Annotated in this window: 21 protein-coding genes; 15 read left to right on the top strand and 6 right to left on the bottom strand. The window is 58.5% G+C overall.

Going from position 1 to position 25,173, the window contains the following annotated elements:
- Positions 1 to 31 precede the first annotated feature (31 nt).
- The gene (locus COA55_RS01555; protein WP_290500290.1) at positions 32 to 1,165 is read right to left on the bottom strand and encodes an aminotransferase class V-fold PLP-dependent enzyme; all 1,134 of its coding nucleotides are present in this window, start codon (positions 1,163 to 1,165) and stop codon (positions 32 to 34) included.
- A gap of 203 nt (positions 1,166 to 1,368) precedes the next feature.
- On the opposite strand from COA55_RS01555, the gene COA55_RS01550 reads away from it, so the two are divergent.
- Entirely contained in the window at positions 1,369 to 2,004 is a 636-nt protein-coding gene (locus tag COA55_RS01550) for a TetR/AcrR family transcriptional regulator (RefSeq protein ID WP_290500289.1), read from the top strand.
- Entirely contained in the window at positions 2,001 to 2,555 is a 555-nt protein-coding gene (locus COA55_RS01545; RefSeq protein ID WP_063521374.1) for a DUF1285 domain-containing protein, read from the top strand. Before COA55_RS01550 ends, COA55_RS01545 begins: the two co-directional genes overlap by 4 nt.
- 57 nt (positions 2,556 to 2,612) lie before the next feature.
- Here the strand turns inward: COA55_RS01545 and COA55_RS01540 are convergent, their stop codons facing one another.
- Together COA55_RS01540 and COA55_RS01535 are read right to left on the bottom strand one after the other, a co-directional pair.
- Positions 2,613 to 4,319: a bifunctional protein-serine/threonine kinase/phosphatase gene (locus COA55_RS01540; RefSeq protein ID WP_290500288.1), complete on the bottom strand. Its 1,707-nt coding sequence runs from the start codon at positions 4,317 to 4,319 to the stop codon at positions 2,613 to 2,615.
- 85 nt (positions 4,320 to 4,404) lie between these two features.
- Positions 4,405 to 5,874 carry a NarK family nitrate/nitrite MFS transporter gene (locus tag COA55_RS01535; protein WP_290500287.1) on the bottom strand — a complete coding sequence of 490 codons (1,470 nt, stop codon included), beginning with the start codon at positions 5,872 to 5,874 and terminating at the stop codon, positions 4,405 to 4,407.
- Positions 5,875 to 6,196: 322 nt separating this feature from the next.
- Here COA55_RS01535 and nirB point away from each other — a divergent pair, with 322 nt between their 5' ends.
- The 5 genes from nirB (at position 6,197) to COA55_RS01510 (ending at position 13,977) form a co-directional block, all read left to right on the top strand.
- A complete protein-coding gene (gene nirB, locus COA55_RS01530; RefSeq protein WP_290500285.1) occupies positions 6,197 to 8,728 on the top strand; it encodes a nitrite reductase large subunit NirB in 2,532 nt (843 codons plus the stop codon).
- 3 nt (positions 8,729 to 8,731) lie between these two features.
- Positions 8,732 to 9,076, top strand: a complete 345-nt coding sequence (gene nirD, locus COA55_RS01525; RefSeq protein ID WP_063519742.1) for a nitrite reductase small subunit NirD — start codon at positions 8,732 to 8,734, stop codon at positions 9,074 to 9,076.
- Positions 9,077 to 9,101: 25 nt separating this feature from the next.
- Positions 9,102 to 10,382 (top strand): FAD-dependent oxidoreductase, encoded by a 1,281-nt coding sequence (locus COA55_RS01520; RefSeq protein ID WP_290500284.1) that lies wholly within the window; start codon positions 9,102 to 9,104, stop codon positions 10,380 to 10,382.
- The gene (locus COA55_RS01515) at positions 10,379 to 13,039 is read left to right on the top strand and encodes a nitrate reductase (protein WP_290500283.1); all 2,661 of its coding nucleotides are present in this window, start codon (positions 10,379 to 10,381) and stop codon (positions 13,037 to 13,039) included. The genes COA55_RS01520 and COA55_RS01515 overlap by 4 nt, the downstream gene beginning before the upstream one ends.
- Before the next feature lie 86 nt (positions 13,040 to 13,125).
- Positions 13,126 to 13,977 (top strand): peroxiredoxin family protein, encoded by an 852-nt coding sequence (locus tag COA55_RS01510; RefSeq protein WP_290500281.1) that lies wholly within the window; start codon positions 13,126 to 13,128, stop codon positions 13,975 to 13,977.
- 190 nt (positions 13,978 to 14,167) lie between these two features.
- Here COA55_RS01510 and COA55_RS01505 read toward each other — a convergent pair whose 3' ends face one another.
- The gene (locus COA55_RS01505; protein WP_063521278.1) at positions 14,168 to 14,998 is read right to left on the bottom strand and encodes an ion transporter; all 831 of its coding nucleotides are present in this window, start codon (positions 14,996 to 14,998) and stop codon (positions 14,168 to 14,170) included.
- A 115-nt stretch (positions 14,999 to 15,113) separates the two neighbouring features.
- On the opposite strand from COA55_RS01505, the gene COA55_RS01500 reads away from it, so the two are divergent.
- Positions 15,114 to 16,115, top strand: coding sequence for an alpha/beta hydrolase (locus COA55_RS01500; RefSeq protein WP_063521277.1), 1,002 nt, complete (start codon positions 15,114 to 15,116; stop codon positions 16,113 to 16,115).
- A 198-nt stretch (positions 16,116 to 16,313) separates the two neighbouring features.
- Positions 16,314 to 18,641 carry a hypothetical protein gene (locus COA55_RS01495; RefSeq protein WP_290500278.1) on the top strand — a complete coding sequence of 776 codons (2,328 nt, stop codon included), beginning with the start codon at positions 16,314 to 16,316 and terminating at the stop codon, positions 18,639 to 18,641.
- Between the two features lie 276 nt (positions 18,642 to 18,917).
- On the opposite strand, the gene COA55_RS01490 is transcribed toward COA55_RS01495, so the two are convergent.
- The gene (locus COA55_RS01490) at positions 18,918 to 19,991 is read right to left on the bottom strand and encodes a 3-deoxy-7-phosphoheptulonate synthase (RefSeq protein WP_290500276.1); all 1,074 of its coding nucleotides are present in this window, start codon (positions 19,989 to 19,991) and stop codon (positions 18,918 to 18,920) included.
- A 309-nt stretch (positions 19,992 to 20,300) separates the two neighbouring features.
- The gene (cobB, locus tag COA55_RS01485; RefSeq protein ID WP_290500274.1) at positions 20,301 to 21,017 is read right to left on the bottom strand and encodes a Sir2 family NAD+-dependent deacetylase; all 717 of its coding nucleotides are present in this window, start codon (positions 21,015 to 21,017) and stop codon (positions 20,301 to 20,303) included.
- 34 nt (positions 21,018 to 21,051) lie between these two features.
- On the opposite strand from cobB, the gene COA55_RS01480 reads away from it, so the two are divergent.
- From COA55_RS01480 to COA55_RS01455, 6 genes are all read left to right on the top strand, one after another.
- A complete protein-coding gene (locus tag COA55_RS01480; protein ID WP_290500272.1) occupies positions 21,052 to 21,426 on the top strand; it encodes a hypothetical protein in 375 nt (124 codons plus the stop codon).
- A 160-nt stretch (positions 21,427 to 21,586) separates the two neighbouring features.
- Positions 21,587 to 23,119, top strand: coding sequence for a bifunctional GNAT family N-acetyltransferase/carbon-nitrogen hydrolase family protein (locus COA55_RS01475; RefSeq protein ID WP_290500270.1), 1,533 nt, complete (start codon positions 21,587 to 21,589; stop codon positions 23,117 to 23,119).
- Positions 23,120 to 23,444: 325 nt separating this feature from the next.
- Entirely contained in the window at positions 23,445 to 23,753 is a 309-nt protein-coding gene (locus tag COA55_RS01470; protein WP_290500269.1) for a hypothetical protein, read from the top strand.
- Positions 23,754 to 23,847: 94 nt separating this feature from the next.
- Positions 23,848 to 24,192: a hypothetical protein gene (locus COA55_RS01465; protein ID WP_290500267.1), complete on the top strand. Its 345-nt coding sequence runs from the start codon at positions 23,848 to 23,850 to the stop codon at positions 24,190 to 24,192.
- 110 nt (positions 24,193 to 24,302) lie between these two features.
- A complete protein-coding gene (locus tag COA55_RS01460) occupies positions 24,303 to 24,713 on the top strand; it encodes a hypothetical protein (protein ID WP_290500266.1) in 411 nt (136 codons plus the stop codon).
- 80 nt (positions 24,714 to 24,793) lie between these two features.
- The gene (locus tag COA55_RS01455) at positions 24,794 to 25,135 is read left to right on the top strand and encodes a hypothetical protein (protein WP_290500265.1); all 342 of its coding nucleotides are present in this window, start codon (positions 24,794 to 24,796) and stop codon (positions 25,133 to 25,135) included.
- Positions 25,136 to 25,173: the final 38 nt, after the last annotated feature.

The raw sequence follows: 25,173 nt of genomic DNA, 5'->3' as shown, positions 1-25,173 counted from the left end.
CCATGACGAGGCGCATATGAGGTTCTGGAGCTTACAGCAGGGCCAGAGCCTGGTCGATGACCGAATTGGCAGTGTAGAAGTGTGGCGAAAAGCGCACACCACCGCCGCGTTCCGCGCATACCACGCCGCCCTTTTTCAGGCGCTGGAAGGTGTCGCCCGGGGTTTCTTCGGGCAGGCGGAAGGTGACGATTCCAGCCCGTCGCTGAGGGGCCGCAGCGCTGAGCAGTGTGGCGTTTTTGTCTTGCAGCCCTTCGATCAGCCATTGCACCCGCTGTTGCAAGGCATCAGCCACCGCGTCCATGCCGGTATCCTGCAGCAGTGACAGGGAGGCATTCAGGGCATGGGCACCGAGCATGTTTGGGCTCCCGCATTCGAAGCGTTTGGCGGTAGTGGCGGGCTGCCAGTCCTTGCGGGTGTAATTGCCCGGATCGGCCACCATATGCCAACCATGCTGACGCAGAATCAATTGATCCTGCACCGCGCGGCGGCAATAGAACAGGGCGAGCCCTTCCGGGCCGAGCATCCATTTGTGGCCGTCGGCCACCACAAAATCAGCGTTTACCTGCTCTGCTGAGAACGGCAGTGCGCCGAGAATCTGGATGGCGTCCACACAGAAGAGTATGCCTTGGGCACGGCAGGCGGCGCCGATGGGAGCCATATCCATCAACAGGCCGGTGCCGTACTGGACGGCGGAAAGAGACACCAGGCGGGTGCGCGGACCCATGGCGTCAATGACATTCTGCTCCGGGTTGTCCCCCTCCAGATTGACCTCGATCACTTCCACCCCCTGGTTTGCCAGGGCCTGCCAGGGGATGCGGTTGGACGGGAATTCCTGATCACTGATGATAACCTGATCGCCAGCCTGCCATTCCAGGCCCTGGGCAATGACGGACAGGCCTTCGGAAGTGTTCTTGAGCAAGGCGATCTCTTCGCTGCTAACACCTCCCACCAACCAGGCCAAACGCTCGCGTAGCTGCTGCTCGACTTTCAACCAGTGAGGATAATCCCGCGCGCCGATGAACACGTTCTGGCGGGCGAATTCGGTTACCGCGTCCTGGGTACGTTGTGGCCAGGGGGCGACGGCTGCATGGTTGAGGTAAAGCAGGCCGTCCTGCTGGGCAAATTCGGTGGCGATATCCGGGGGGCTCCCGTCAGAGTTGGCCATGTTGTGTTGCCTCCGTGCGCTGGGTTGAGCTGATGCGTGGCGGAAAACCATGACGCTATGCTAACCGGCGCCAGGTTTCCATGGCGAGACGCTACCGAAATGCCGCGGGTTGCTATCTGATATGCGTATAAAAAGGGAATGCGTTAGAATTGCGACTGTCCAGTCGGCTTTAGGCCCGCATACCCGGGCGAAAGGAGAAATAGATGGGTGATCTGGAAAAAGCCACGCGTAAAGCTCAGGAATTTCGTCAGCGAGAACGTGAGATTCTCGATGCCGCTCTGGCCCTTTTTCTGGAAGAAGGCGAAGACCGGGTGACCGTGGAAATGATTGCGGACCGGGTGGGTATTGGCAAAGGCACTATCTACAAGCATTTCGAAACCAAGAACGAAATCTACCTGCTGCTGATGCTGCGCTATGAGGAGGACCTGGCCGGCGTGTTCCAGCAAATTTCCGATGCGGACAACAAGGAACGCCTGGCGCGGGAATATTTTCGCTTCCGCATTTCCGATCCCAAGCGTTACCAGCTGTTTGATCGGCTGGAAAACAAGGTGATCAAGGATCATGCCCTGCCTGATCTGGTGGCCAAACTGCACAGCATTCGTGAGGCCAATTTTGCGCGGCTCACGGATATCGTCAAAGCCCGCATGGAAGAAGGCTCATTGGAAGACGTGCCGCCGATGTATCACATCTGCTCCGCCTGGGCATTTGCCCACGGCGCCGTGGCACTGATGGAATCGCCGTTTTACCAGAAGCAAATTGACGACAAGGATGACTTTCTGGATTTCCTGATCGAAATCGGTATTCGCATGGGGAACAAGGGCCAGCGGGGGCCACGATGAAACAGGCCGAAGAGCTGCTGGCACTACTGGAAAAAGCCGCCGGAGATGAAACCGGCCTGCCTCCGGTGCATCAGTGGAAACCGGAACGGCATGCGGATATTGATATGCGCATTGCCCGCGACGGCACCTGGTTTTATCAGGAATCGCCCATTGAACGGGAAAGAATGGTGGCGTTGTTTTCCACCATCTTGTTGCGCGAAGACGATGATTATTTCCTGGTTACCCCGGTGGAGAAACTGCGCATTCAGGTGGACGATGCGCCCTTTGTGGCCACGGAAGTGCAGCAGGTGAAAGAAGGCGAAACCACCAAACTGGTATTCACCACCAATGTGGGCAGCCATGTGGTTGCCGGCGCGTCCCATCCCCTCTGGGTCAATACTGACAGCGAAACCGGTGAGCCTTCCCCGTACCTGTGTGTGCGGGATAATCTCAATGCCCTGATTGGGCGCTCAGCCTTTTATCAGCTGGTCGACTGGGCCGAGCAGCAGGGCGATACCCTGCAAGTTCACAGCAACGGTGAAACGTTCTCTCTGGGTAGCCTGACGGACTAACCGTATAGCGCTTGTCGGGTGCTTAACCCGGCAAGCTCAGCCTTCCCTGGTCGCTTGTCAGCGTAGCGTGACGCTGATCAACAGCAACAGCGCAAGAATGACCACCGCGCCTTTCCACATTCTCAATTGCCGAATGTTACTGTCGGCCACCGGTTTGTTACTGCGTACCGGGCGGCGTAATGCGTCACGGAATTCCGCCGCGTCGGTGAAGCGCATTTTTGGTTGCCGTTGCAGCGCCAGTTGCAGCACGTTGTTGATCCACAGGGGGATAAACGCATTGTGGCCCTGCAGGGGTGGCAGCGGGCGGTGCACGGCTTTTTCATAGCGTCCCTGCCAGGGCAGGGCACCGGTGAGCATTTCATGAATAATGACGGCGGTGGAGAACAGGTCGCTCTGCTCGCTGGGCGCTTCACCTTCCACCAGCTCCGGTGCACTGTAATGCCGAGTGCCCAGAGGAATGCTGGCAGTGTGTTGCTCCATGCCCCGGCAATGGCAGCTGCCAAAATCCACGATGCGAACCAGCCCCTCGGTATCCACCATGATGTTGTCCGGTTTCAGGTCGCCGTGAATCACATCGGCACGGTGCAGGGCGCGAATGCCATTAAGTAACTGGTCGGCCAGATAAAGTTTCTCTTCAACCGGTGCGTCCGGGTGTTCCTTTAGCCACTGCTTTAAGGTCACTCCGTCGATAAATTCCAGGTGTTGATACAGGCAGCTTGGTGCGTCGGGCATGGGCAGGGCATGGAGCAAGTGCGCATTGCGCAACCGATTGCCCACCCAGCCCTCCATCACAAACCGTTCCAGGGCATCGCGATCATCTTCCAGATTGACGGAGGGGGTCTTGAGTACGGACTGTTTGCCGTGTTGGTCTTCCACCAGGTACAAGTGGCTGCGCACGCTGGCATAGAGTTCGCGTTTTACGGTAAAGCCATCGAGACGAATGCCGGGTGTGAGTGGCGGGGGTAGCGGCAGACTGCCGCGCTGTTTCAGGGTTTCGTCGGCGCTGGCATCCGGCAGGCCTTCCACACGGAGCACCTGGCAGCTCAGGTTGTCGTCACTGCCGTTGGCCAGCGCGGCCTCCACCAGCGTACGGGCGGCCAGTTCCGGCTGGCTGGCACCACGCAGAATGCCCTGCATCCGTGAGCGTGTCAGGAAGCCGTGTACGCCATCGCTGGACAAAAGATAAATATCGCCCACCTGCAAATCGCTACTGCTGTAGTCCACGTCCAGTCGGGTATCCCCGCCCATGACCCGAGTCAGCACCTGCCGATTTGCACCGATCATGCGGCTGTGATCGCGGGTCAGGCATTCCAGCTTGTTATTGCGCATGCGCCAGACGCGGGAGTCGCCGACCTGAAAAATGTGCGCTGTCCGCGAGCGAAGGATGAGCAGGGACAGCGTGCACAAGTGGCTCTCACCGGCCAGGGTCTGGCGACAAAGCCAGCGGTTCAAGGCTTCCAGTACACGTTGGGCGGAGCGGGGCACGCTCCATAGGGCCGGGGTGGCGTAATAGTCGCTGATAAAGCCCAGAACGCAGGATTCCGCCGCTTCGCGGGCGGCGCCGGCGCTGGACAGCCCGTCAGCCAGAGCGGCGACAATGCCCTTGGTACGCATCAGTGAGCCTTCCGGTATCTGCATGGCCAGGGCGTCCTGGTTATGCAGCTTGGGGCCGCTGTCACTGAATTGGCCGATACGTACCCGGGGATGCAGGTCGGGTTCCATCGGGCTGAGGTCGTCGGTTGCCGAGGCGGTGGACACGTCCATCTTGATGCTCCTGTACCGTTAACGTGGCGGGTGCTTGTGGTCAACCGGGCTTGTTGTCCCTGCGCGCCCGGCGGTCACTTGAGGCTCAGCCCACTTCGATCAGTTGTACTTCGCCCTGGTCATCAATTTCCGCGATATGGCCCTTGGGTTCATCCAGGAATTGAACGGCGGCCAGTGCAACAGCGGCGCTGGCGGCAATCACCAGGAAGAAGGTTGATGGTTCTACAAAGGTCAGCACGGTGAGGAAGATCACGGCACCGGCATTACCATAGGCGCCGACCATGCCGGCAATTTGCCCGGTGAGGCGCCGCTTGATCAGTGGCACCGTAGCGAACACGGCGCCCTCGCCAGCCTGCACAAAGAAGGAACAGCACATGGTGGCAACCACCGCCAGGGCAATGGGCCAGCTACTGCCGATCTGGCTCATCAGGCCGTAACCCACCATCAGGCCGCAGAGCAGAATAGCCAATGATTTCTTGCGCCCGAACTTGTCGGAGACCCAGCCACCACCGGGACGAGCCACCAGATTCATGAAGGCGTAGCCGGAGGCCAGCAGGCCGCCAGTGACTGCCGTCAGCGCAAAAGTATCGGTAAAGAACAGGGGCAGCATGGACACCACCGCCAGCTCGGAACCGAAGGTCACCATATAGGCCAAATCCAGAATCGCCACCTGCTTGAAGCTGTAACGGTCGTGTTCGGGGACCCCTTCTTTCAGATGCTCGCGATTTACCCGCCAGGCCTGGCTCAGCTGAATACCGGCCAGACTGATGATCAGGGCCGCCAGAAATATTTGTGTGGCCTGGCCGAACAAATTCAGATTGGTAGGCCCCAGGCGCCAGACGATCACCAGCAATGCGATGTAAAGCGGCAGGCTCATGGCCAGGTAGAAGAACAGGTCTTTCTTGGTGCTGACTTCCAGGGCACTGGCTTTCTTCGGCTTGAAGTAGGAGGCGCCCTGGGGGGTATTGCGTGCCCGCCACAGAAAGAAAATGCCGTAGAGAAAGGCCACCGCGCCAGTGGTGGCAATGGCCCAGCGCCAGCCGTCATCACCACCGTAAAGCAGCGCCAGGGAGGGCAGGGTAATCGCCGCCGCTGCGGAACCGAAGTTACCCCAGCCGCCATAGACGCCTTCGGCCAGGCCGACTTCCCGGGCCGGGAACCATTCACTGATCAGGCGGATGCCCACCACAAAGCCGGCGCCCACAAAACCCATCAACAGGCGGGTCACTGCCAGCTGTTCATAGCTAGTGGAAAGGGCAAACGCCCAGCAGGGGAGTGCGGCCATCATCAGCAACGAGCCAAACACCAGGCGCGGGCCGAAGCGATCCACCAGGGAACCGATCACCACCCGGGCAGGAATGGTTAGCGCTACGTTGAGAATCAGCAACGCCTTTATCTGTTCGGGAGTAAGGTCGAAGGCGTCCCGTAGATGCCCCATTAATGGCGCATGGGAAAACCACACAACAAAGGTAATAAAAAACGCCAGCCAGCTCAGATGTAACAGGCGGATGCGTGGCGCGGACAGATTCAACAGATTCAGCTTTTGATCGCTCATGACTTCTCCATGCATGGGCGGTTAACGACAGGCTGAACAGAGCAACTCCTGTGCCATATTTCTAAGTGTCTGTTTTAAAAAGATTAAAAGGAGATGAATCGGGAGGAGGGCAATAACTGTGCGCAAATCGGGAGCGTTTCTGGTTCATGGCGGTGCACGAAAAAATGCATTTTTCTCGTGCACGAGCGCATTAAAAGAAAGCAGGGTTTCTGCATTTATTATCCGAAAAATGAAATAAGTTCATTAAAAACATTGGCTTACCAAGTTGGCATAGGGATTGCTGAGTGGTGGGTGTCAGTTACGCACCGCGAGGGTGAGCCTTATGGCAAAGCAACAACTTCTTTTGATCGGCCACGGGATGGTCGGACAACGTTATCTGGAGTCTCTGGTGGCCCAGGGTGGCCGGGAGCACTTTGATATTACGGTACTGTGTGCCGAGCCGCTGCCGGCCTATGACCGCGTAGGGCTGACCAGTTACTTTTCCGGCAAGACCGCCGACGACCTGTCGCTGGTGCCGGAAGGTTTTTTTGAAGAGCACGAGATTACGCTGAAACTGAATACCAAGGTGGACGCGATTGATCGGGCGGCTAAAACAGTCACCACCAACACCGGTGAGACCCTGCCTTATGACAAGGTGGTTCTGGCCACCGGTTCCTATCCGTTTGTGCCGCCGATCCCCGGTAACGATCGCGATAACTGTTTTGTGTACCGCACCATCGACGACCTGGATGCCATGATTGCCGCCAGTAAAACCGGCAAGGTGGGCACGGTTGTCGGCGGCGGCCTGCTGGGCCTGGAAGCGGCCAAGGCGCTTCACGATCTGGGCCTGGAGACCCATGTGGTGGAATTCGCCCCGCGCCTGATGGCCGTGCAGGTGGATGACTTTGGCGGCGGCCTGCTGAAAGACAAGATTCAGGAACTGGGCGTCACCGTGCACACCAGCACCGGTACCCAGGATATCGTGGATGGTGAACACTGCACTCACCGCATGAATTTCGGTGACGACAAACATCTGGAAACGGATGTGATCGTTTTCTCCGCGGGCATTCGTCCCCAGGACGAACTGGGCCGGGCCTGCGAGCTGGCCATTGGCGAACGCGGCGGCATCGTGGTCAACAATCACTGCGTTACCTCCGACGAAGATATCTATGCCATTGGTGAAGTGGCGCTGTGGGAAGGTCGCATCTTTGGCCTGGTGGCGCCGGGGTACCAGATGGCGGAGGTGGCCGCTGAACACCTGATGGGCAAGGCCGAACAGCAGTTTGCCGGTGCGGACATGAGCACCAAGCTGAAACTGATGGGCGTGGATGTGGCGTCCATTGGTGATGCCCACGGCAACACCCCCGGTTGTCGCAGCACCGTGTTCATGGACCAGACCGCCGGTATCTACAAGAAGGCGGTAATCAGTGAGTGCGGCAAGAAACTGCTGGGCGCGGTGCTGGTGGGCGATGCCGCGGATTACGGCAACCTGTTGCAGCTTTGCCTCAACGAAATGGACCTGCCCGGTGATCCGTCTGCGCTGGTGGCGCCCATGTCAGATGGTGCGCCGCTGCTGGGCGCCGATGCGCTGCCTGACACGGCGCAGATCTGTTCCTGTAATAACGTCTCCAAAGGCGATTTGTGTGCCGCCATCGACGGTGGCGCCCAGACCGTGGGTGACCTGAAAGCCTGCACCAAGGCATCGGCTACCTGTGGCGGTTGTTCTGCGCTGGTGAAGCAGGTGCTGGACAGCGAGCTGGAAAAACGTGGTGTGGAAGTGAACAACCACATTTGCGAACACTTCACGTATTCCCGCCAGGAAATCTACCACCTGGTACGCGTCGGGCAGATCACCACCTTTGACGAGCTGCTGGAAAAACACGGTAGCGGTGACGGCTGTGACATCTGTAAGCCGACCGTGGCCAACGTGCTGGCGTCCTGCTGGAACGACTGGGTACTCAACAAACCCCATGCCGGGCTGCAGGACACCAACGATTATTTCCTGGGCAACATGCAGCGCGACGGCACCTATTCCATCGTGCCGCGCGTGGCGGGGGGTGAAATCACCCCGGACAAACTGATCGTGCTGGGGGAAGTGGCCAAGCAATACGATCTTTATACCAAGATCACCGGCGGCCAGCGGGTGGATTTGTTTGGTGCCCGTGTCGAGCAGTTGCCGGAAATCTGGAAAATCCTGGTGGATGCCGGTTTTGAAACCGGGCACGCCTACGGTAAATCCCTGCGTACGGTGAAATCCTGTGTGGGCTCCACCTGGTGTCGCTACGGGGTGAAAGACTCCGTGGGCACCGCCATTCAGGTAGAGGATCGCTACAAGGGCTTGCGCAGCCCACACAAGATCAAGATGGCAGTGAGTGGTTGTACCCGCGAGTGCGCGGAAGCGCAAAGCAAGGACGTGGGCGTGATCGCCACCGAGAAAGGCTGGAACCTGTATGTGTGTGGTAACGGCGGCATGCGTCCGCGCCACGCGGATCTGTTCGCTTCGGATCTCACCGATGAGCAGCTGATCAAGACCATCGACCGTTTCCTGATGTTCTACATCAAAACGGCGGACCGCTTGCAGCGCACCAGCGTCTGGCTGGAAAACCTGGAAGGCGGGCTGGATTACCTGAAAGACGTGATCCTGAACGATTCGCTGGGCATGGGCGACGAACTTGAAGCGCAGATGCAGCACGTGATCGAGACGTATCAGTGTGAGTGGAAGTCCACCATCGAGGATCCGGAAGCGGTGAAACGCTTTAACCACTTCATCAATGAGACCGCCGAAGCGGATGACAACCTGGCCTACGTGCGTGAGCGCGGCCAGCGCCGTCCCGCCTATGAGCATGAACGCATCGAACTGGTCGAGGAGGCGTAAGCCATGAACAGCGCAGTGACCGTGGAATGGAAAGCAATCTGCAGCGTTGACGACGTATTGCCGGGCACTGGAGTGGGCGTGCGTCTGCCCTCCGGGCAGGCAGCACTGTTCCGCACCCGTGATGGCAATTTCTATGCGTTGGACAACATGGACCCGTTTAGCCACGCCAACGTGCTCAGCCGGGGGCTATTGGGCTCATTGGGTGACAAGCGCGTTGTAGCCTCACCGCTCTACAAACAGCACTTCGACCTGGAAACCGGGCAATGCATCGAAGACGACAGCGTCAAGCTGACCGTGTACCCGGTGCGGGTGCAGGGTGACGTGATCGAACTGGCCACCCCGGCCTGAAACAACTCCACAGGGCGACGTGCGAATGAAGCGACTGGTTGTAGTGGGTAATGGCATGGCGGCTTGCCGCCTGCTGGAAGAGCTGACCCGCCTGGCACCGGATCTGTATCAGATCACGGTGGTGGGGGATGAGCCCTTCGCCGGTTACAACCGCGTCATGTTGTCGCCGCTGTTGGGCGGTGGCACTGATGAGAAAACCATTACCACGCACCCCCACCAGTGGTATCGCGATCGCAATATTCGCTTGATTACCGGCACCCCGGTGGTGGCCATTCATCGCCGCCGGCGGCAGGTGGAAACCGCCGCCGGGCATCGGCTGGATTACGACCGGTTGTTGCTGGCCACGGGGGCCGCGCCGCGCCAGTTGCCGGTGGAAGGCGTCACCCTGGATGGTGTTGTCAGTTTTCGGGATCTCTACGACGTGCGCCGGTTGTTGTCGCTTTCGGCCGCCCGGGTGGTGGTCGTGGGCGGCGGCTTTTTGGGGCTGGAAGCGGCGGATGCGCTGGTGAAGCAGGGGCACGATGTGACTCTGGTCCACAGCCGCGGACACTTGCTCAACCAGCAGCTGGACGAAAGCGCAGGGCATCGCCTGCAACAGGATCTGGAAGCCCGTGGGCTCAAGTTTGTGATGCAGGCGCGCACCCAGTCCATCGAAGGCACTTGCTTGGAAGAAAGCCGGGAAGAAGGCGGCCGAGGCCGTGTGGCTGCGGTGCATCTTGCCGACGGCCAGCGGTTGCCAGCGGATTATGTGGTGCAGGCGGTGGGCATTGTGCCCCGTGCCGAGCTGGCCGCCAGTGCCGGGCTGACCGTGAATCAGGGGGTGCGGGTGGACGACACCCTGCAGACCTTTGATCCGGCCATCTATGCCATTGGTGAGTGTGTGGAGCACCGCGAGCGCACCTTTGGCCTGGTGGCGCCGCTGTATGAGCAAGCGGCGGTCTGTGCCAGCCACCTGGCAGAACTGGGACACCGCCGTTATCTGTATGCGGATTCCGCCACACGGTTGAAAATTTCCGGTATCGATCTGGTGTCCTGTGGCGATTTTCTCGGTGACCGGGATAAAGGAACAGAGCAGGGGGAAACCCTGCAGCTGAATCTGCCCGGCAGCTACCGGCGTGTGCAGATTCGGGATAACCGTGTGGTCGGCATGGTGCTGTACGGCGATGTGTCTGACGCCCCGTTTTTCGAAAAACTGTGGAAGGAAAACACCGATATCAGCGCGCTGCGTGAAACCCTGTTGCTGGGCGAGGCTTTCTGCAAACGCCCCGGCGACAGTGATCAGAATTCGGAGGAAATCGCTGCGTGAATGCTGAAGCGAGAGCTCAAAAAGCGGTGGCAACGAACGCCGGTACAGCCATCTGCACAACGTGCCCGTACTGCGGCGTGGGTTGTGGTATCCGCACCGACGGCGTCACCCTGAAAGGGGACACGCAGCACCCGGCCAATGCCGGGCGGCTCTGCGTCAAAGGTTCATCGGTACTGGAAACCCTGGGTGATCAGGATCGCCTGCTGAATCCGGAAGTGGATGGCGAGGTGGTGTCCTGGGATCAGGCGCTGGATGAAGTGGCAGGGCGGTTCCGCCGCATCGTCGACGAACACGGCCCGGATGCCGTGGCGTTCTACGTTTCCGGCCAGCTGCTGACAGAAGATTATTACGTGGCCAACAAGCTGATGAAGGGCTACATCGGCAGCGCCAATATCGATACCAATTCGCGCCTGTGCATGAGCAGCGCTGTGGTTGCCCACAAGCGGGCGTTCGGGGAAGACGTGGTGCCCGGTTGCTACGAAGACCTGGAGCTGGCGGATCTGGTTATCCTCACCGGGTCCAATACCGCCTGGGCACATCCCATCGTGTACCAGCGCATCGTGGCGGCCAAACAGGCGCGCCCGGACATGAAAGTGGTGGTCATCGACCCGCGCCGTACTGCCACTTGCGATCTGGCCGACCTGCACCTGGCTATTCGCCCGGGGCAGGACGTGCCGCTGTTCAATGGCCTGCTCACCTGGCTGGATGACAACCAGGCGCTGGACCAGGCCTACATCGACGCCCACACCGAAGGCTTTCAGGCGACCCTGGAAACCGCCCGCAGCCAGGGCAACGATTGGGAGGCACTGGCCGCAAAGATGGGCGTGAGCAAGGTGGACCTGACCACGTTTTACCACTGGTTCGCCGCCTGCGAGCGCACGGTTACCGTGTTTTCCCAGGGCGTGAACCAGGCCCGCAATGGGTCTGACCAGGGCAATGCCATTATCAATGCCCACCTGGCCACCGGCCGTGTCGGCAAGCCTGGTGCCAGCCCGTTTTCCATCACCGGGCAACCCAACGCCATGGGCGGCCGGGAAGTGGGGGGGCTGGCCAATCAGCTGGCGGTGCATCTGGATATCGACAACCCGGCGCACCACGCCGCCGTGGCGGACTTCTGGCAGGCGCCGGCGTTGGCCTCGAAAAATGGTCTTACAGCGGTTGAGCTGTTCGAGGCGGTTTCCAGCGGCGAGGTGAAAGCCGTGTGGATCATGGCCACCAACCCGGTGGACTCCCTCCCGGAAGCGGACAAGGTCCGCCAGGCACTGATGGCCTGCGACACCGTGGTGGTGTCCGACTGCGTAGCCAGCGGTGACACGCTCGCCTGCGCGGATATTCGCTTGCCGGCGCTGGGCTGGGGCGAGAAATCCGGCATGGTCACCAACTCCGAGCGATGCGTATCGCGCCAGCGGCCCTTTGTGCCTGCCCCGGGGCAAGCGAAAGCAGACTGGTGGATCATTACCGAAGTGGCGCAGCGCATGGGCTTTGCCGACGCCTTTCCCTACCAGCATGAGCACGACATTTTTGCCGAGTACTCGGCGCTCACCGCGGTGGCCGGCCAATTTGGCAAGCGGCTGGATTTGACCGGGGCTGCGGAGCTGAGCGCCGACCAATATGCCCAGTGGCAGCCACAGCAGTGGCCGCTTAACGGCGACCCTCGCTGCTATGCCGACGGCCAGTTTTCTACCCCCAGTGGCCGGGCCCGTTTTGTGAGCTGCGACAATCCGCCCGTGCGCCAGATCGGCGATGCCTTCCCGATTATTCTCAATAGCGGGCGGATTCGGGACCAGTGGCACACCATGACGCGCACCGGCCGTGCCGGGCGCCTGTTTGCCCACCTCAGCGAGCCTTTTGCGGCATTGCATCCCCAGGATATAGAGCGTTACCGGCTGCAGGAGGGCGGCTTCGTGCGCCTGACCAGCCGTGTCGGTGATGCGTTGGTGCGGGTCACCCGCGATACCGGGCAGCGCCCCGGCACCGCGTTCATGCCCATGCACTGGACCGATCAGTTTTCTCGCCGCGCCCGGGTGGATGCCCTGGTGCCGGCACGTCTGGATCCGCATTCCGGCCAGCCGGCGTTCAAGCATACGCCGGTCAATGTCAGCGACTGGCAACCCCGCTGGCATGGCTGGTTGTTCACGGCGGCATCCCCACCCGCCGTGGAGTACTGGGCCCGAGTTCCCGTCGATGCATTTTTGCAGGCGGGCCAGGTACAGCGCTATCGGCTGGCCGGCGATGCGGACCTAACCGAACAACAGCTCCACGACTGGTTGCCGCAGGCGGCCCAGTGGCTGGCGCTGAACGATCCCGCCACCGGGCATTACCGGCGCGCGGCGCTGGACAAGGACGGCCACTTGCTGGCCTGGCTGGCCATTGGTGAAACCTTGCCGGTGTGCGATGTGGATTGGTTGGCAGATTGTTTTGCTGACGATGCGGATATCCAGCACCTGGCGATCCTGGCCGGGCAACCGGCGGATGCTGGGCCAGACCTGGGGCCGGTGATTTGCAGCTGCTTCCAGGTCCGTCAGAAAACCATCGAGGCTGTGGTGGAAGAGGGCGCGGATTCCGTGGAAGCCATTGGCAAAGGCTGCCAGGCGGGCACCAACTGTGGCTCCTGTATTCCTGAGCTGCGGGGTTTGCTGGAAACCTGCACCAGCTGATTATCCGTTTCTCCGCCCGCGTTATTAAGGTTGTAACGCGGGTGCCCGTTTCGCATCTTATCCACTGATTCGAAACGGGAACGACGATGAAAAGCCTTAAATCACTGTTTATCTCCACGTTTATTTCCCTGGCGGTGTTCACCACCGGCATGGCGCTCTGGCAGCTGTTTACCGGTGACGGTTGGCCGTGGGCGGTATTGCTGCTGACCTGTGTCCCCTCGGTGGGATTCTTCAGTTATCTGTTCGTATTGAAACCGGCGCGCACCAGCGAGAACCTGCCAACGGTATTTTGGCCCACCTTGCTGGGGACGCTGGCGGTCATCAGCCTGGCATTGGCCGGGCAGGCCTGTGTGGTGATGGTTAGCCTGGCGCTTCTCAACCTGATCGGGGTGCACGCTTATATCCGCTGGTATAGCCGCTACGGCACTCGCGAGGCGAATGTGGCACTGGGTGAACCGTTGCCGGCCGTCACCTTCACGAACCTGGAGGACAAGCCGGTAACCGTGGCGGATTACGCGGGCCAGCCAATGGTGATGCTGTTCTTCCGCGGCAACTGGTGCCCGTTGTGTATGGCACAGATTCGTGAAGTGGCAGCGCAATATCAGTCGTTGCAGGATCAGGGTGTACGGGTGGCGTTGATCAGCCCGCAGTCCCACAGCCAATCTGCGGATCTGGCAAAGCAATTTCAGGTGGATTTTGAATACCTGCGCGATGATGACAATCAGGCGGCGCGTGCTTTAGGTATTGTCGATGCGGGTGGTACCCCGGCCGGGCTGGAGGCGCTGGGCTACGACAGTGACACCGTTATGCCAACGGTATTTATCGTGGATGGCGAAGGCCGGCTGGTGTATCAGCACCTGACAGACAATTACCGGGTTCGCCCAGAGCCTGATCTGTTTATTCAGGTGTTGCGAGAGAAAGGATTAATAGACGGTTAATAAAGGCAGGGGTGAGCTAAGAGCTACGCTCGCTTCGATAAAGAAAGGCGGAAAAGTTACTCGGCATCTGCTTTTCTACGAAGCCGCTGTAGGAGCACCGTTTAGGGTGCGAACCGGGTGCGAACCGAGCGAAGCGAGGACATCGTCCGCAGGACGATCCAAGCCAGAAGCTAAAACTCTGCCGCTTTCTTTAATCATCCGGGCCTTTCAGCGACAGCTTCGGTAATTCCTCACCGCATTGCAGGCAAAAGCGGGCATCGGGCTCGTGGGAATGGCGGTGGCATCCCGGGCATTCACGTTCATAGCGCATGCTCACGCGGGCGGCGGAAATTTCCGCGGTGACGATACCGGTGGGCACGGCAATAATCGCGTAGCCGGTAATCATGGCCAGCGAAGCAATCAGCTTGCCGAACGGCGTCTGCGGTGAAATGTCGCCATACCCTACGGTGGTAATGGTCACGATGGCCCAGTAAATACTTTGCGGAATACTGGAAAAACCGTTCTCCGGGCCTTCCACCACATACATGAGGCTGCCGAAGATAATAATCACCACGAATACGGAGAACATGAACACCGCGATCTTGCGGCGGGTGCGCACCAGGGCGATGCCAAGCTGGTTGGCTTCGCCCATGAACTTGGCCAGCTTCATGACCCGGAACACGCGCAGTACCCGTAGCGCCCGGATGGTAAGCAGGTAATTGGAACCGGGGATGAACAGGCTCAGATAGGTCGGGATGACGGAGAGTAAATCCACCACCCCGAAAAAGCTGCGTGCATAGCGCAGCGGTCGGTCGCTGACCCAAAGGCGAATGGCGTATTCCACCGTAAAAAGCAGAGTGAAAAACCACTCCGCCGCGTACAACAGCACGCCATACTCTTCACGGATGCTGGACACACTGTCGAGCATGACCGCAATCACGCTTCCCAGGATCGCCCCGATAAGCAGCACATCGAACAGCTGCCCGGCTGGGGTATCGGTACCAAAGATAATGTGGCGCCAGCGTTGCCGCAGGGTTTCCATATTTGCGCTGAATCCTTAACCATGGATGAACAAAGACGGGCTCATTGTGTCTTGTTCAGACAATGATGACCACTTAGGCTCAAACTCTCCACATTGCAGGCGGGTGGCCTGAGCCATGGCTGTTAACAACAAGAAATATTACCCGGCGTTGAGCTGGCAGGGAAAAATGATCAACCGGGCGATCAAGGGGGCGGTGAAACCGGTGATTAGCCGTATCCGTTTTACTCGCCGTTTCATGAAATTCTCGCAACTGGGTTTTGATACGGTGACCCTGGCGTTACCGGTCCCGTCATCAGTACATATCGCCCGGGCCCACATGGGCGGAGTGCCTGGAGAGTGGTTAATAGCTGGGCGCAATGTACGCAGTAATCGGGTGGTGCTGTACTTTCATGGCGGAGCCTATTTTTTCGGCTCGCCGCGTTCCCACCGGGCCGTCACCTGGCGTTTAAGCCGTGAATGCCGGGCCAAGGTGCTGGCGCTGGATTATCGTCAGCCACCCGACTGGGCGTACCCGGCGCCACTTGAAGATGCGGTGCGTGCCTACAAGGCATTGCTGGATACCGGGTACCGCCCGGAGCACATTGTGCTGGCAGGCGATTCCGCCGGCGGCAACCTTTCCCTGGTGACCTTGTTGCGCTTGCGCGAGCTGAATCTGCCATTGCCGGCGGCGGCGGTGCTGATCAGTCCCTGGGGTGACCTGACCTGCAGTGGTGACAGTATTCACACCAACGCGAAACAGGACCCCTTGATCCCGTTGGGTGCACTGCACTTTGTCGCCAAGTCCTACAGCCGGGGCCAGGACCCGGCGGCACCGTTACTCTCTCCTGTGTTTGCCGATTACACCGGGTTGCCGCCGTTGCTGATTCAGGTGGGCAGTACCGAGCTGCTTTACAGCGATGCGGTGCGAGTCGCTGAACAAGCGGAGCGGGCAGGGGTGGAGCACACCCTGCAAGTGTGGGAGCAAATGCCCCATGTTTTCCATGCCCTGGCGGCCTGGTTGCCGGAAGCCGGCATGGCGCTGCGCGAAATAGGTGCCTTTGTGAATGCCCGGTTGAATCACTGCGACGATGCCGCGCACGTTCGGGCCCGTGCTCATATTGCTAGTGGGCGTGATTAGCAGCGGAAGGATTGCTGAAACTGTAATCGAAAAGTTGTCTTGAGCCTTGTTCAGACACTAATCGGTAACGCTGGCTACGCTTGTTAACAGTCTACCAACCTCCTTGCTCTACAGCAGATTGCACATCCCTTTCATAGTCGTTGATACCAGCTCCTGTTCTGGGGGCCATAACGACAAAGTACGATGGAGGGGTTCATCTTGGCTAATCAATTCAAACTTCTGGTAGGCAGCAGCGCCCTTGCGGCACTGCTGACGGCCTGTGGCGGTGGAGGCAGCAGCTCAGCGCCTGCCGACTCAGGCCCGGCGGCCCGTGCCCTGCCTCCGGAAATCGCAGAAATCATCGACGATCAGAACGAACTGACCGATGCTTTGTGTCCCGGTGCGTCCGGCGATGCAGGGGAGGGCGGTTCCATTGATCCCGCAACCTGTCTGGATGAAAGCGAAGACGCTGCCGAGGAAGATACCGGCTATGAGCTGTCGCTGAATCCGGTAGTACAGCAGTTCTGCCCGGAAGCGGCGCAGGTATTTGATGCCACGCTGACTTTCAACGGTGAAATGCTGGACCAGGATTTCCTTTACGATACCGACACGTCTTTTGACGGTTCTGCCACCTTCCCGGCAGCCTGTCTGCAGGAAGCGGCCGGGAATTTCCAGAACATCGGTGACATGATCGGTGGCTCCAACCCGCTGACCGAGCAACTGTGCCCGGAAGCGGCGGCGAATAGCCCGATTGATCCCGCTGCCTGCTTTACGGAAGCCGTTGGTGGCGGTGGCGATTTGCCCGGCGGCGATGGCGGCCTGCCCGGTTCTGACCAGCTGCTTGCCCAGCTTTGCCCGGAAACCGGCGAACAGGAGCTGGGCCCGGAAACCCCTGTCAACTGTCTCAACGAAGCCAGCCGTGCCTATATAGACATCTACGATATGCTCACCGCGAGTAATCCGCTGACCGAGCAGATTTGTCCTGAAGATAATGCGGATGGCCGAATTGATCCTCCCCAGTGTTTTGCTGAAGCCCTGATGGGCGGTGGCATTCCAGGTGGTGGTGATGGCGGCGACGGCGGTAGCAACCCATTCGCTCCGGCCCTTGAACAGTTCTGCCCGGAAACCGCCATGGCGGACCTTGGCCCATCCACCCCGATCGACTGCCTGGCTGAAGCTGGTGGTAACTTCCAGGACGTGCAGGACCTGCTGCTGGGTTCCAACCCGCTGACAGAACAACTGTGCCCGGAAGCGGCTGCCAACAGCCCGATTGATCCCGCAGCCTGTTTCTCTGAAGCAGCCGGTGGCTTTGCCCCGGGTGGCGGTGGCCTGCCGGGTGCCGATGGCAACCCGCTGGAGCCGGTACTGGCGCAATTCTGCCCGGAAACCTCCGAAGCGGATCTGGGTCCGACCACGCCGATCGACTGTCTGACCGAAGCCGGTGGTAACTTCGGTGACGTGCAAGACCTGCTGCTGGGCTCCAACCCGCTGACCGAGCAACTGTGCCCGGAAGCGGCTGCTAACAGCCCGATTGATCCTGCGGCCTGCTTCGAAGAAGCGGCTGGTGGTTTCGCCCCGGGTGGCGGTGGCCTGCCGGGTGCCGACGGCAATCCGCTAGAGCCTGTGTTGGCGCAGTTCTGCCCGGAAACCTCCGAGGCTGACCTGGGCCCGACCACACCCATCGACTGTCTGACTGAAGCTGGCGGTAACTTCGGCGACGTGCAGGACTTGCTGCTGGGTTCCAACCCACTGACCGAGCAACTGTGCCCGGAAGCGGCTGCTAACAGCCCGATTGATCCTGCCGCCTGCTTTGAAGAAGCGGCTGGTGGTTTCGCTCCGGGTGGCGGTGGCCTGCCGGGTGCCGATGGCAATCCACTGCAGCCGGTACTGGCGCAATTCTGCCCGGCAACCTCTGAAGCAGATCTTGGCCCGACCACCCCGATCGACTGTCTGACCGAAGCCGGTAACAGCTTCGGTAATGTGGAAGAGCTGCTGCTGGGGTCCAACCCACTGACCGAGGCGCTGTGCCCGGAAGCGGCAGCGAACAGCCCGATCGACCCGGCGGCCTGCTTCATGGAAGCGGCTGGCGGTGGTCTGCCCGGTGGTGGCGGTGGCGACAACCCGCTGGCCCCGTTGCTGGAGCAGTTTTGTCCGGAAACCGCTGCTGGTGCGATTGGTCCCACTACGCCCACTGACTGTCTGACGGAAGCCGGTGCCGGTCTTGCCGCCCTGGAAGAGCTGTTGGGTCCGCTGACCGAGCCGAATCCACTCACCGATCAGGTGTGCCCGGAAACCTCTGAAACCGGTACCGTGGATCCGACCGAATGCTTCATCGAGTCCCTGGACAACGTGGAGCTGCTCAACTCCGAGCAGATCGGCCTGCTGCCGGGCTGTCCGCTACTGAGTGCCTTTAATGACGAGGGCAACCTGTCGCTGACTCTGGGTCTGGCTTGTCTGGCGAATCAGGAAACCGGCGAGGGCATCTCTCTGGAATCCGGCAACGCCCTGACGGACCTGTTCGAAAATCTGCTGGGTGGCTTGTTCTAAGTCTGACTCAGTAACGCAACAGAAAAAGCCCGGCCTTCGCGCCGGGCTTTTTTTTATGGATCCTCCCTTGTAGGAGTGCCTCTCGAGGCGCGAACCGAGCGTAGCGAGGTAAGGACTGAAGGGCATCAATATCGAAAAGAGACTGCTGTAAAGACACAAAAAATCCGGCTTCCCGCGAGTGGAAACCGGATTTTCGGAAAGGCCCGCTCTGCCTGCAATGCTTAAGTGAACGGCATTACGGCGCGAAGGCCGGGCTTTTTCAATGCGGGGGCAGCCTTAGCCATTACGTTTTGGCAGCGCCTCGCGTAGTTTGTCGGCCATGCTGCGAATGGCTTCTTCGGTGGTGTCCCAGGCGATACAGCCGTCGGTGATGGACACGCCGTATTCCAGGTCGTCCAGATTCGGCGGGATCTTCTGGTTGCCGAATTTCAGGTGCGATTCCACCATCAGGCCGAGGATGGACTCGTTCCCTTCCAGTATCTGGTTGGCGATGTTTTCCATCACCAGCGGCTGCAGGCCCGGGTCCTTGTTGGAGTTGGCGTGGGAGCAATCCACCATGATGTTGGTGGAGACACCGGCTTTCTCCAGCGCCTGTTCAGCCAGTGCCACGGACACGGAATCGTAGTTCGGCTTGCCGCCACCGCCACGCAACACAACATGACCGTACTGGTTGCCCTTGGTGGTGGTCAGCGCCACGCGGCCTTCCGGGTCGATGCCCAGGAAACGGTGCGGGTGCTTTACGCTGAGCATGGCGTTCACGGCCACATCCAGGCTGCCATCGGTACCGTTCTTGAAGCCCACCGGGCTGGACAGGCCGGAAGACATTTCCCGGTGTGTCTGGCTCTCGGTGGTACGCGCGCCAATGGCGTTCCAGGCGATCAAGTCCTGCAGGTACTGCGGGGTGGTCGGGTCCAACGCTTCGGTGGCGGCGGGCAGGCCTAGCTCGGCCACATCCAACAGCAGCTTGCGGGCGATATGCAGGCCGTCTTCCACCTTGAAGGAATCGTTCATGTAAGGGTCGTTGATCAGCCCTTTCCAGCCCACAGTGGTACGCGGCTTCTCAAAGTAGACACGCAGCACCAGGTAGATGGTGTCGCTCACCTCGTCGGCCAGCTTCTTCAGCCGGGCGGCGTATTCCATGGCGGCGTCCGTATCGTGGATAGAGCAGGGGCCAATCACCACGAACAGGCGATGGTCCTTGCGGTCCAGAATATTACGGATGGTCTCGCGGCCGCTGATCACAGTCTGGCGGGCGTTATCGCTGAGGGGCAATTTTTCCTTCAGCGCGTTGGGCGTAATCAGTACGTCCTGCGAGGCAATGTTAAGGTCGTCTACCTGCTTGTCGGTCATGATGTGCTTTGCTACCTGTAGTTGCTGGAGGCCCCGTGCCCTGTTCTTGCGCGGCGGGCTCTGGCTGACACTCCCTTTGTAGAGGTCCAGCAGTCTAGCGGAATCAGGCGGCCAGAGAAATATCAAGGGGCCTGTCTGTGCCATAGGGTGGGGCGATGAAGGAAAAACCAGCTATTAGCTACGAGCTGCTAGCTACCAGGCGCGAGGTGGTCCTAGGGTACGAATAGTCAGTGCCCGCGTTCCGACCGAATCCGCATACCTGACAGGTTATTTAAGAAACGGGTGTTCCTCGCAGCTAGAAGCTCTTAGCTAGCAGCTTCGTCCTTCAATCAACTCCTCCACATAAGCCGGCACCAGTTCGCTGGCCAGCCCATGCTGGTGTTCGGCAAAGGCGGTGAGCCGCTGGGAGGGCTCCAGATTCAGTTCCACGGTGTGCGCACCATGGCGGTTGGCCTCTTCCACAAAGCCGGCGGCCGGGTAGACGTTGCCGCTGGTGCCGATGCTGATAAAGCGGTCACACTGGGACAAGGCGCGGTAGATGGCTTCCATTTGCAGGGGCATTTCCCCGAACCACACCACATGAGGGCGCAGGCAGCCTTTGCCGCCGCAGAGCGGGCAGGGCAGGTTGACGGTCAGGTCGTGGTCCAGCTCTACCAGGCCGCCGCTGGTCTGGCAGCGGCCCTTGAGCAGTTCGCCGTGCATGTGGATCAGGTTGCGGCTGCCGGCGCGTTCGTGGAGGTCGTCAATGTTCTGGGTCACCAGCAGTACCTTGCCCGCCGGGAAGGCTTTCTCTAACTTGGCCAGTGCCCGGTGGGCCGCATTGGGCTGAATGGCCGGTGTGAGTAGCTGTTGGCGGCGCTGGTTGTAGAAGTTCTGCACCAGCAGGGGATTGCGCAGGAAGGCCTCCGGGGTGGCCACATCTTCTACCCGGTGGTTTTCCCACAGCCCGTCCGCCGCCCGGAAGGTCTTGATACCGGATTCCGCAGAGATTCCGGCGCCGGTAAGTATTACAATGTTTTCAGCCATTTATCCGCCCGTATTACGTAAGGTTTCAGATTCTATGGACACCATTATCGACCAACAGGAAAACCTCAGCCTGCCACCACGCGGTAACGTGACCCTGCTTCACTTTCACCAGGGCATGGTACTGCTGGTCGGCGAAGACGCGGTGGGCCTGTATCGCGACCGGGTTGCCATTGATGACCCTCTGGCCAATGGTGTCATCGGTTACGAAACCATTCCACCTTCATTACAGCCGCAGTGGAGCGAGGTGTGCGGTTTTGTCCGCGAGCACCAATCCGGCTTTGTTGGCTTGAATGAAGGGGGCGTGCTTTTTATTCGCCCGGATGGTGTGGCGCTCTATCCCAGCGGGATGCATGCGTTGCAGAATCGGGACATGAGCTGGCTGATTCCCTTTCCGCCGCTTAATGCGTAGAAAGAGACGCAGCATGCAGCACGCGGCACGCACTACGGAAAAGCAAAAATCGTCGTAACCGGCAGCATTGAAGCGCGGCTGCGGCATTGAAGAGATGAATAGACCTGTATCGCGTTGTTGCGTTGAGCGTGACGCGTGCAGCGAAAAACGGAGTTTTTTTATGGCCGAAGAAACCACTCGCCTGCGTCTGCGCACCCTCACCGAGGACGATTACCCCGCGCTGGCGCTTCTCATGAACCAGGTCTACCACGACATCGGCGGTGCCTGGCCGGAAGAGACCATCAAGACCCTGATCCGCATTTTCCCGGACGGGCAACTGGTGATCGAGGACAACGGCGAGCTGGTGGCCACCGCGCTGACCATCAAGGTGAAATACGACCGTTTCTCCAACCCGCACCGCTACGAAGACCTGATCACCGACGACAAGGTCCAGTCCCACGACAAGAAGGGCGATGCGCTGTACGGGCTGGATGTGTTCGTGGATAAGGAATACCGGGGCTACCGTTTGGGGCGCCGGCTTTACGAAGCGCGTAAAGAGCTGTGCCGGGAAGAAAACCTGCGTGCGATTTTGGCGGGTGGTCGCCTGCCGGGGTATACCAACTACGCGGACCAGATGCCGGTGACCGAATATATCGAGCAGGTGGAAGCCCGCGCCATCTACGATCCTATTTTGTCATTCCAGCTTTCCAATGGCTTCGACGTGAAGCGTTTGATGAAAGCGTATTTGCCGGAAGACGAAGACTCCCACGGCTACGCCACCCTGCTGGAATGGGACAACATCCTCTACGAACCGGAAGACGACGACGCCGAATGGCCGCGCCGTACCGTAGTGCGTGTGGGGGTAGTCCAGCGCCGCATGCGCGCCGCCCGCGACGTGCAGGACCTGCTCAATCAGGTGGAATTCTTTATCGACGCGCTGTCCGATTACCGCGCGGATTTCGCCGTGCTGCCGGAATTCTTCAGCGCGCCGCTCATGGGGCTGCGCCCGGAATTGAACTCCGTGGAAGCAGTGCGCTTCCTGGCAAGCTTTACCGACGAAGTCCGCGATGCGTTGGCGGACATGGCGGTGAGCTACAACATCAACATCGTCGGCGGCTCCATGCCGGTGATTGAAGATGACAAGGTCTACAACGTGGCCTACCTGATGCGCCGCGATGGCTCGGTGGAATCCCAGTACAAGATCCACATCACCCCCCACGAACGGCGCGACTGGGTTATCCAGGGTGGTGACCGCCTGCAGGTGTTCGACACCGACGCGGGCCGGGTGGGCATCCTCATCTGCTACGACGTGGAATTCCCCGAACTGGGCCGCGTCCTCGCCGACGAAAAGATGGATATCCTCTTCGTACCGTTCTGGACCGACACCAAAAACGGCTACCTGCGCGTACGCCACTGCGCCCAGGCCCGCGCCATCGAAAACGAATGCTACGTGGCCATCGCCGGCTCCGTGGGCAACCTGCCGCGGGTGGATGCGGTGGACATCCAGTACGCCCAGTCCTCGGTATTTTCCCCCAGCGACTTCTATTTCCCCCACGATGCCATCATCAGTGAGTCGGTCCCCAATACCGAAATGCTGATGTTTGCGGATGTGGATCTGGAGAAGCTGAAACTGCTACACCGGGAAGGGTCGGTGACCAACCTGCGTGATCGACGGGATGATCTTTATAGTCTGGATTGGAAAAACAAAGACTAAACCCCACTAGAGCAGGGCCGTCCGGCCCTGCCTCTACCTTCGCCTCGACGCGTACCGTAGGAGTGCCTCTCGAGGCGCGAACACCTTTCAAAATCCCACCTTCGTCAGAAAACTTCGCTCAAACGGGTATACAAACTGCTCCCCACCGCTTGATCAGGAAACGACGCCTTCCTCATATCACAACCGCCTGGAAAAGGGCGCCGTTGTAACCCGTTGAGATTTCTGCTTTTATCGGTCGGTATATGAAATTGATAAATGTGATATGAAGCCGGCGCGTTCATTGGATATTCGAACGGGCTTCCTAATACCTGTTAATGGGGGGCGAATGTCGGAGAGTCTGCTTTCAAAATTGAAGCTTGATAACTGGTACAAGGTTGTTCTGGCAGTGGCTGCTCCAATCCTTGTTTTATCCCTAACAGTGGAGCTTATGGCGCCAAATTTGGTTGTTCAGCTTCTTTCCGCTGGAGCGATATTGGTTGGGCTTGGCGAGTGGATTAATCACGTCCCTACAACAACTATTAATGCCCGCTACAGAATTACCGTCCGAAACAGGGAAAACACTATCCTAGGAAATAGCCTAAGCATTGCTGGATTGGCGGTCATCGCAATTGGGGTTTTCTTTGCGGTGGCTTAGTTTCATTAACAAGGCCAAGCACGCGACAAGCGCGTGTTGGCAGCGTTAGAGCTGTAAGATCACAGTAACCGTATAAAATATTAAGGAAAAATTAATGGCATCATTTAACGAGCTAGCAAAAGAATACGCCCAGAGAATCAAGCAAGCCATTAAGAGAGATGGTTTCTCACATGGAAGGAAAATTACTGGCTCTAACGTTCAAGGGTCCGAGACCCTTAGAGAAGCCAAAGCTATAAAAAGGGATATTGATAATCTCGTATACACTAGCAGCAATCAGCCATTAACACCGCAAGATAGAAAGCGGATTATAGAGCAGATAGATAGAGAACTAGGTCTGCCAAAACGAATCATCGAAGAAGGCTTCGTAACTAATGCGAGTAATGATGATTTTTCCGATCTTGCTGACGAGATTGAAAATATTTTGAAAGGTGGTAGTTAATGGACGCCAGTGATTGGATCTCGCTAGGTAGTGCTATTGTTGCCCTTTTAAGCATGGTTGTGTCCATTGTATTCTCGATCAAGTCTTCAAACGCAAGCAAGAGATCGAACTTGAATGCAATTGAAGCTAATCGTATTGCTATTGGGCAAGGAGAAACTGCCCTAAGAGAACAGATTCTCAATACGCGCAGTAGGTCCGAAGAAGCTGCCCTTCGAATAAGTGATTTTTTAGCTGGACGGAAGCGAGAAAATCTTGCAGAACATGAGCTTAGCCACTTGGATCACTTAGAAAATAACTGGCGTTCGTGTATCGAAGGGTTTTTAAACGCATATGAGGATGCATGCGGAAAGTACCTTGATTCAAAAACTGACAAAGATCGGTTTAGAAAAGCTTATATAAATGAAATCAAAAATATTTGCGATCCAAAAAGAGAGTCTTATGCTCGTTTAATGCATCCTGACTCTACTTCAAACTATCAAGCAGTTTGGAAAGTTTATAGAGAATGGCATCAGTATGAATAATGCTCTAACAAATGCGTCAATTAGGACGCTCGCAAGCTCGCGCCTATTGAGCAGGCGTTATGCACTGATAGGAGCAGAAAATGGAACTTCGTGAATTCATATCGCAAACCTTGGTCGATATCCAGGGCGGAGTAAACGATGCTATCCACAAGGCCAAGGCAGGCGAGATTCCGGGTGCGATTAACCCCGTTTGGGGCGGTGCAAAAGAGGCTGGGCGTGAGGATATTCAGGTTGTTTCATTTGATATCGCCGTCGCAGTTTCCGAGTCAACTGATAGTGGTGTCAAAGGTGGTATCAAGGTAATGGGTATTGGAGTAGATGGCGACACGACCGAATTCAAAGAAAATTCCCATACATCAAGAATTCAATTTACAGTGCCGGTACTCCTGCCAGTACATTCGCTAATGCTGGGCAATGCATAACCATGAAAGCTACTGCATTGCGGCTTCGCCTCCATTCC

It is taken from the genome of Alcanivorax sp., from assembly GCF_002733835.1.
In the GTDB taxonomy this organism is placed as follows: Bacteria; Pseudomonadota; Gammaproteobacteria; order Pseudomonadales; family Alcanivoracaceae; genus Alcanivorax.
This window is presented reverse-complemented; position numbering and strand designations above follow the sequence as displayed.

Coding starts and splice junctions, on each gene's coding strand:
- COA55_RS01455 (WP_290500265.1), top strand. CDS start 24,794: ATGGAACTTCGTGAATTCATATCGCAAACCTTGGTCGATATCCAGGGC.
- COA55_RS01465 (WP_290500267.1), top strand. CDS start 23,848: ATGGCATCATTTAACGAGCTAGCAAAAGAATACGCCCAGAGAATCAAG.
- COA55_RS01480 (WP_290500272.1), top strand. CDS start 21,052: ATGGACACCATTATCGACCAACAGGAAAACCTCAGCCTGCCACCACGC.
- nirD (WP_063519742.1), top strand. CDS start 8,732: ATGAACAGCGCAGTGACCGTGGAATGGAAAGCAATCTGCAGCGTTGAC.
- cobB (WP_290500274.1), bottom strand. CDS start 21,017: ATGGCTGAAAACATTGTAATACTTACCGGCGCCGGAATCTCTGCGGAA.
- COA55_RS01535 (WP_290500287.1), bottom strand. CDS start 5,874: ATGAGCGATCAAAAGCTGAATCTGTTGAATCTGTCCGCGCCACGCATC.
- COA55_RS01555 (WP_290500290.1), bottom strand. CDS start 1,165: ATGGCCAACTCTGACGGGAGCCCCCCGGATATCGCCACCGAATTTGCC.
- COA55_RS01550 (WP_290500289.1), top strand. CDS start 1,369: ATGGGTGATCTGGAAAAAGCCACGCGTAAAGCTCAGGAATTTCGTCAG.
- nirB (WP_290500285.1), top strand. CDS start 6,197: ATGGCAAAGCAACAACTTCTTTTGATCGGCCACGGGATGGTCGGACAA.
- COA55_RS01500 (WP_063521277.1), top strand. CDS start 15,114: ATGGCTGTTAACAACAAGAAATATTACCCGGCGTTGAGCTGGCAGGGA.
- COA55_RS01540 (WP_290500288.1), bottom strand. CDS start 4,319: ATGGACGTGTCCACCGCCTCGGCAACCGACGACCTCAGCCCGATGGAA.
- COA55_RS01470 (WP_290500269.1), top strand. CDS start 23,445: ATGTCGGAGAGTCTGCTTTCAAAATTGAAGCTTGATAACTGGTACAAG.
- COA55_RS01505 (WP_063521278.1), bottom strand. CDS start 14,998: ATGGAAACCCTGCGGCAACGCTGGCGCCACATTATCTTTGGTACCGAT.
- COA55_RS01520 (WP_290500284.1), top strand. CDS start 9,102: ATGAAGCGACTGGTTGTAGTGGGTAATGGCATGGCGGCTTGCCGCCTG.
- COA55_RS01545 (WP_063521374.1), top strand. CDS start 2,001: ATGAAACAGGCCGAAGAGCTGCTGGCACTACTGGAAAAAGCCGCCGGA.
- COA55_RS01510 (WP_290500281.1), top strand. CDS start 13,126: ATGAAAAGCCTTAAATCACTGTTTATCTCCACGTTTATTTCCCTGGCG.
- COA55_RS01490 (WP_290500276.1), bottom strand. CDS start 19,991: ATGACCGACAAGCAGGTAGACGACCTTAACATTGCCTCGCAGGACGTA.
- COA55_RS01475 (WP_290500270.1), top strand. CDS start 21,587: ATGGCCGAAGAAACCACTCGCCTGCGTCTGCGCACCCTCACCGAGGAC.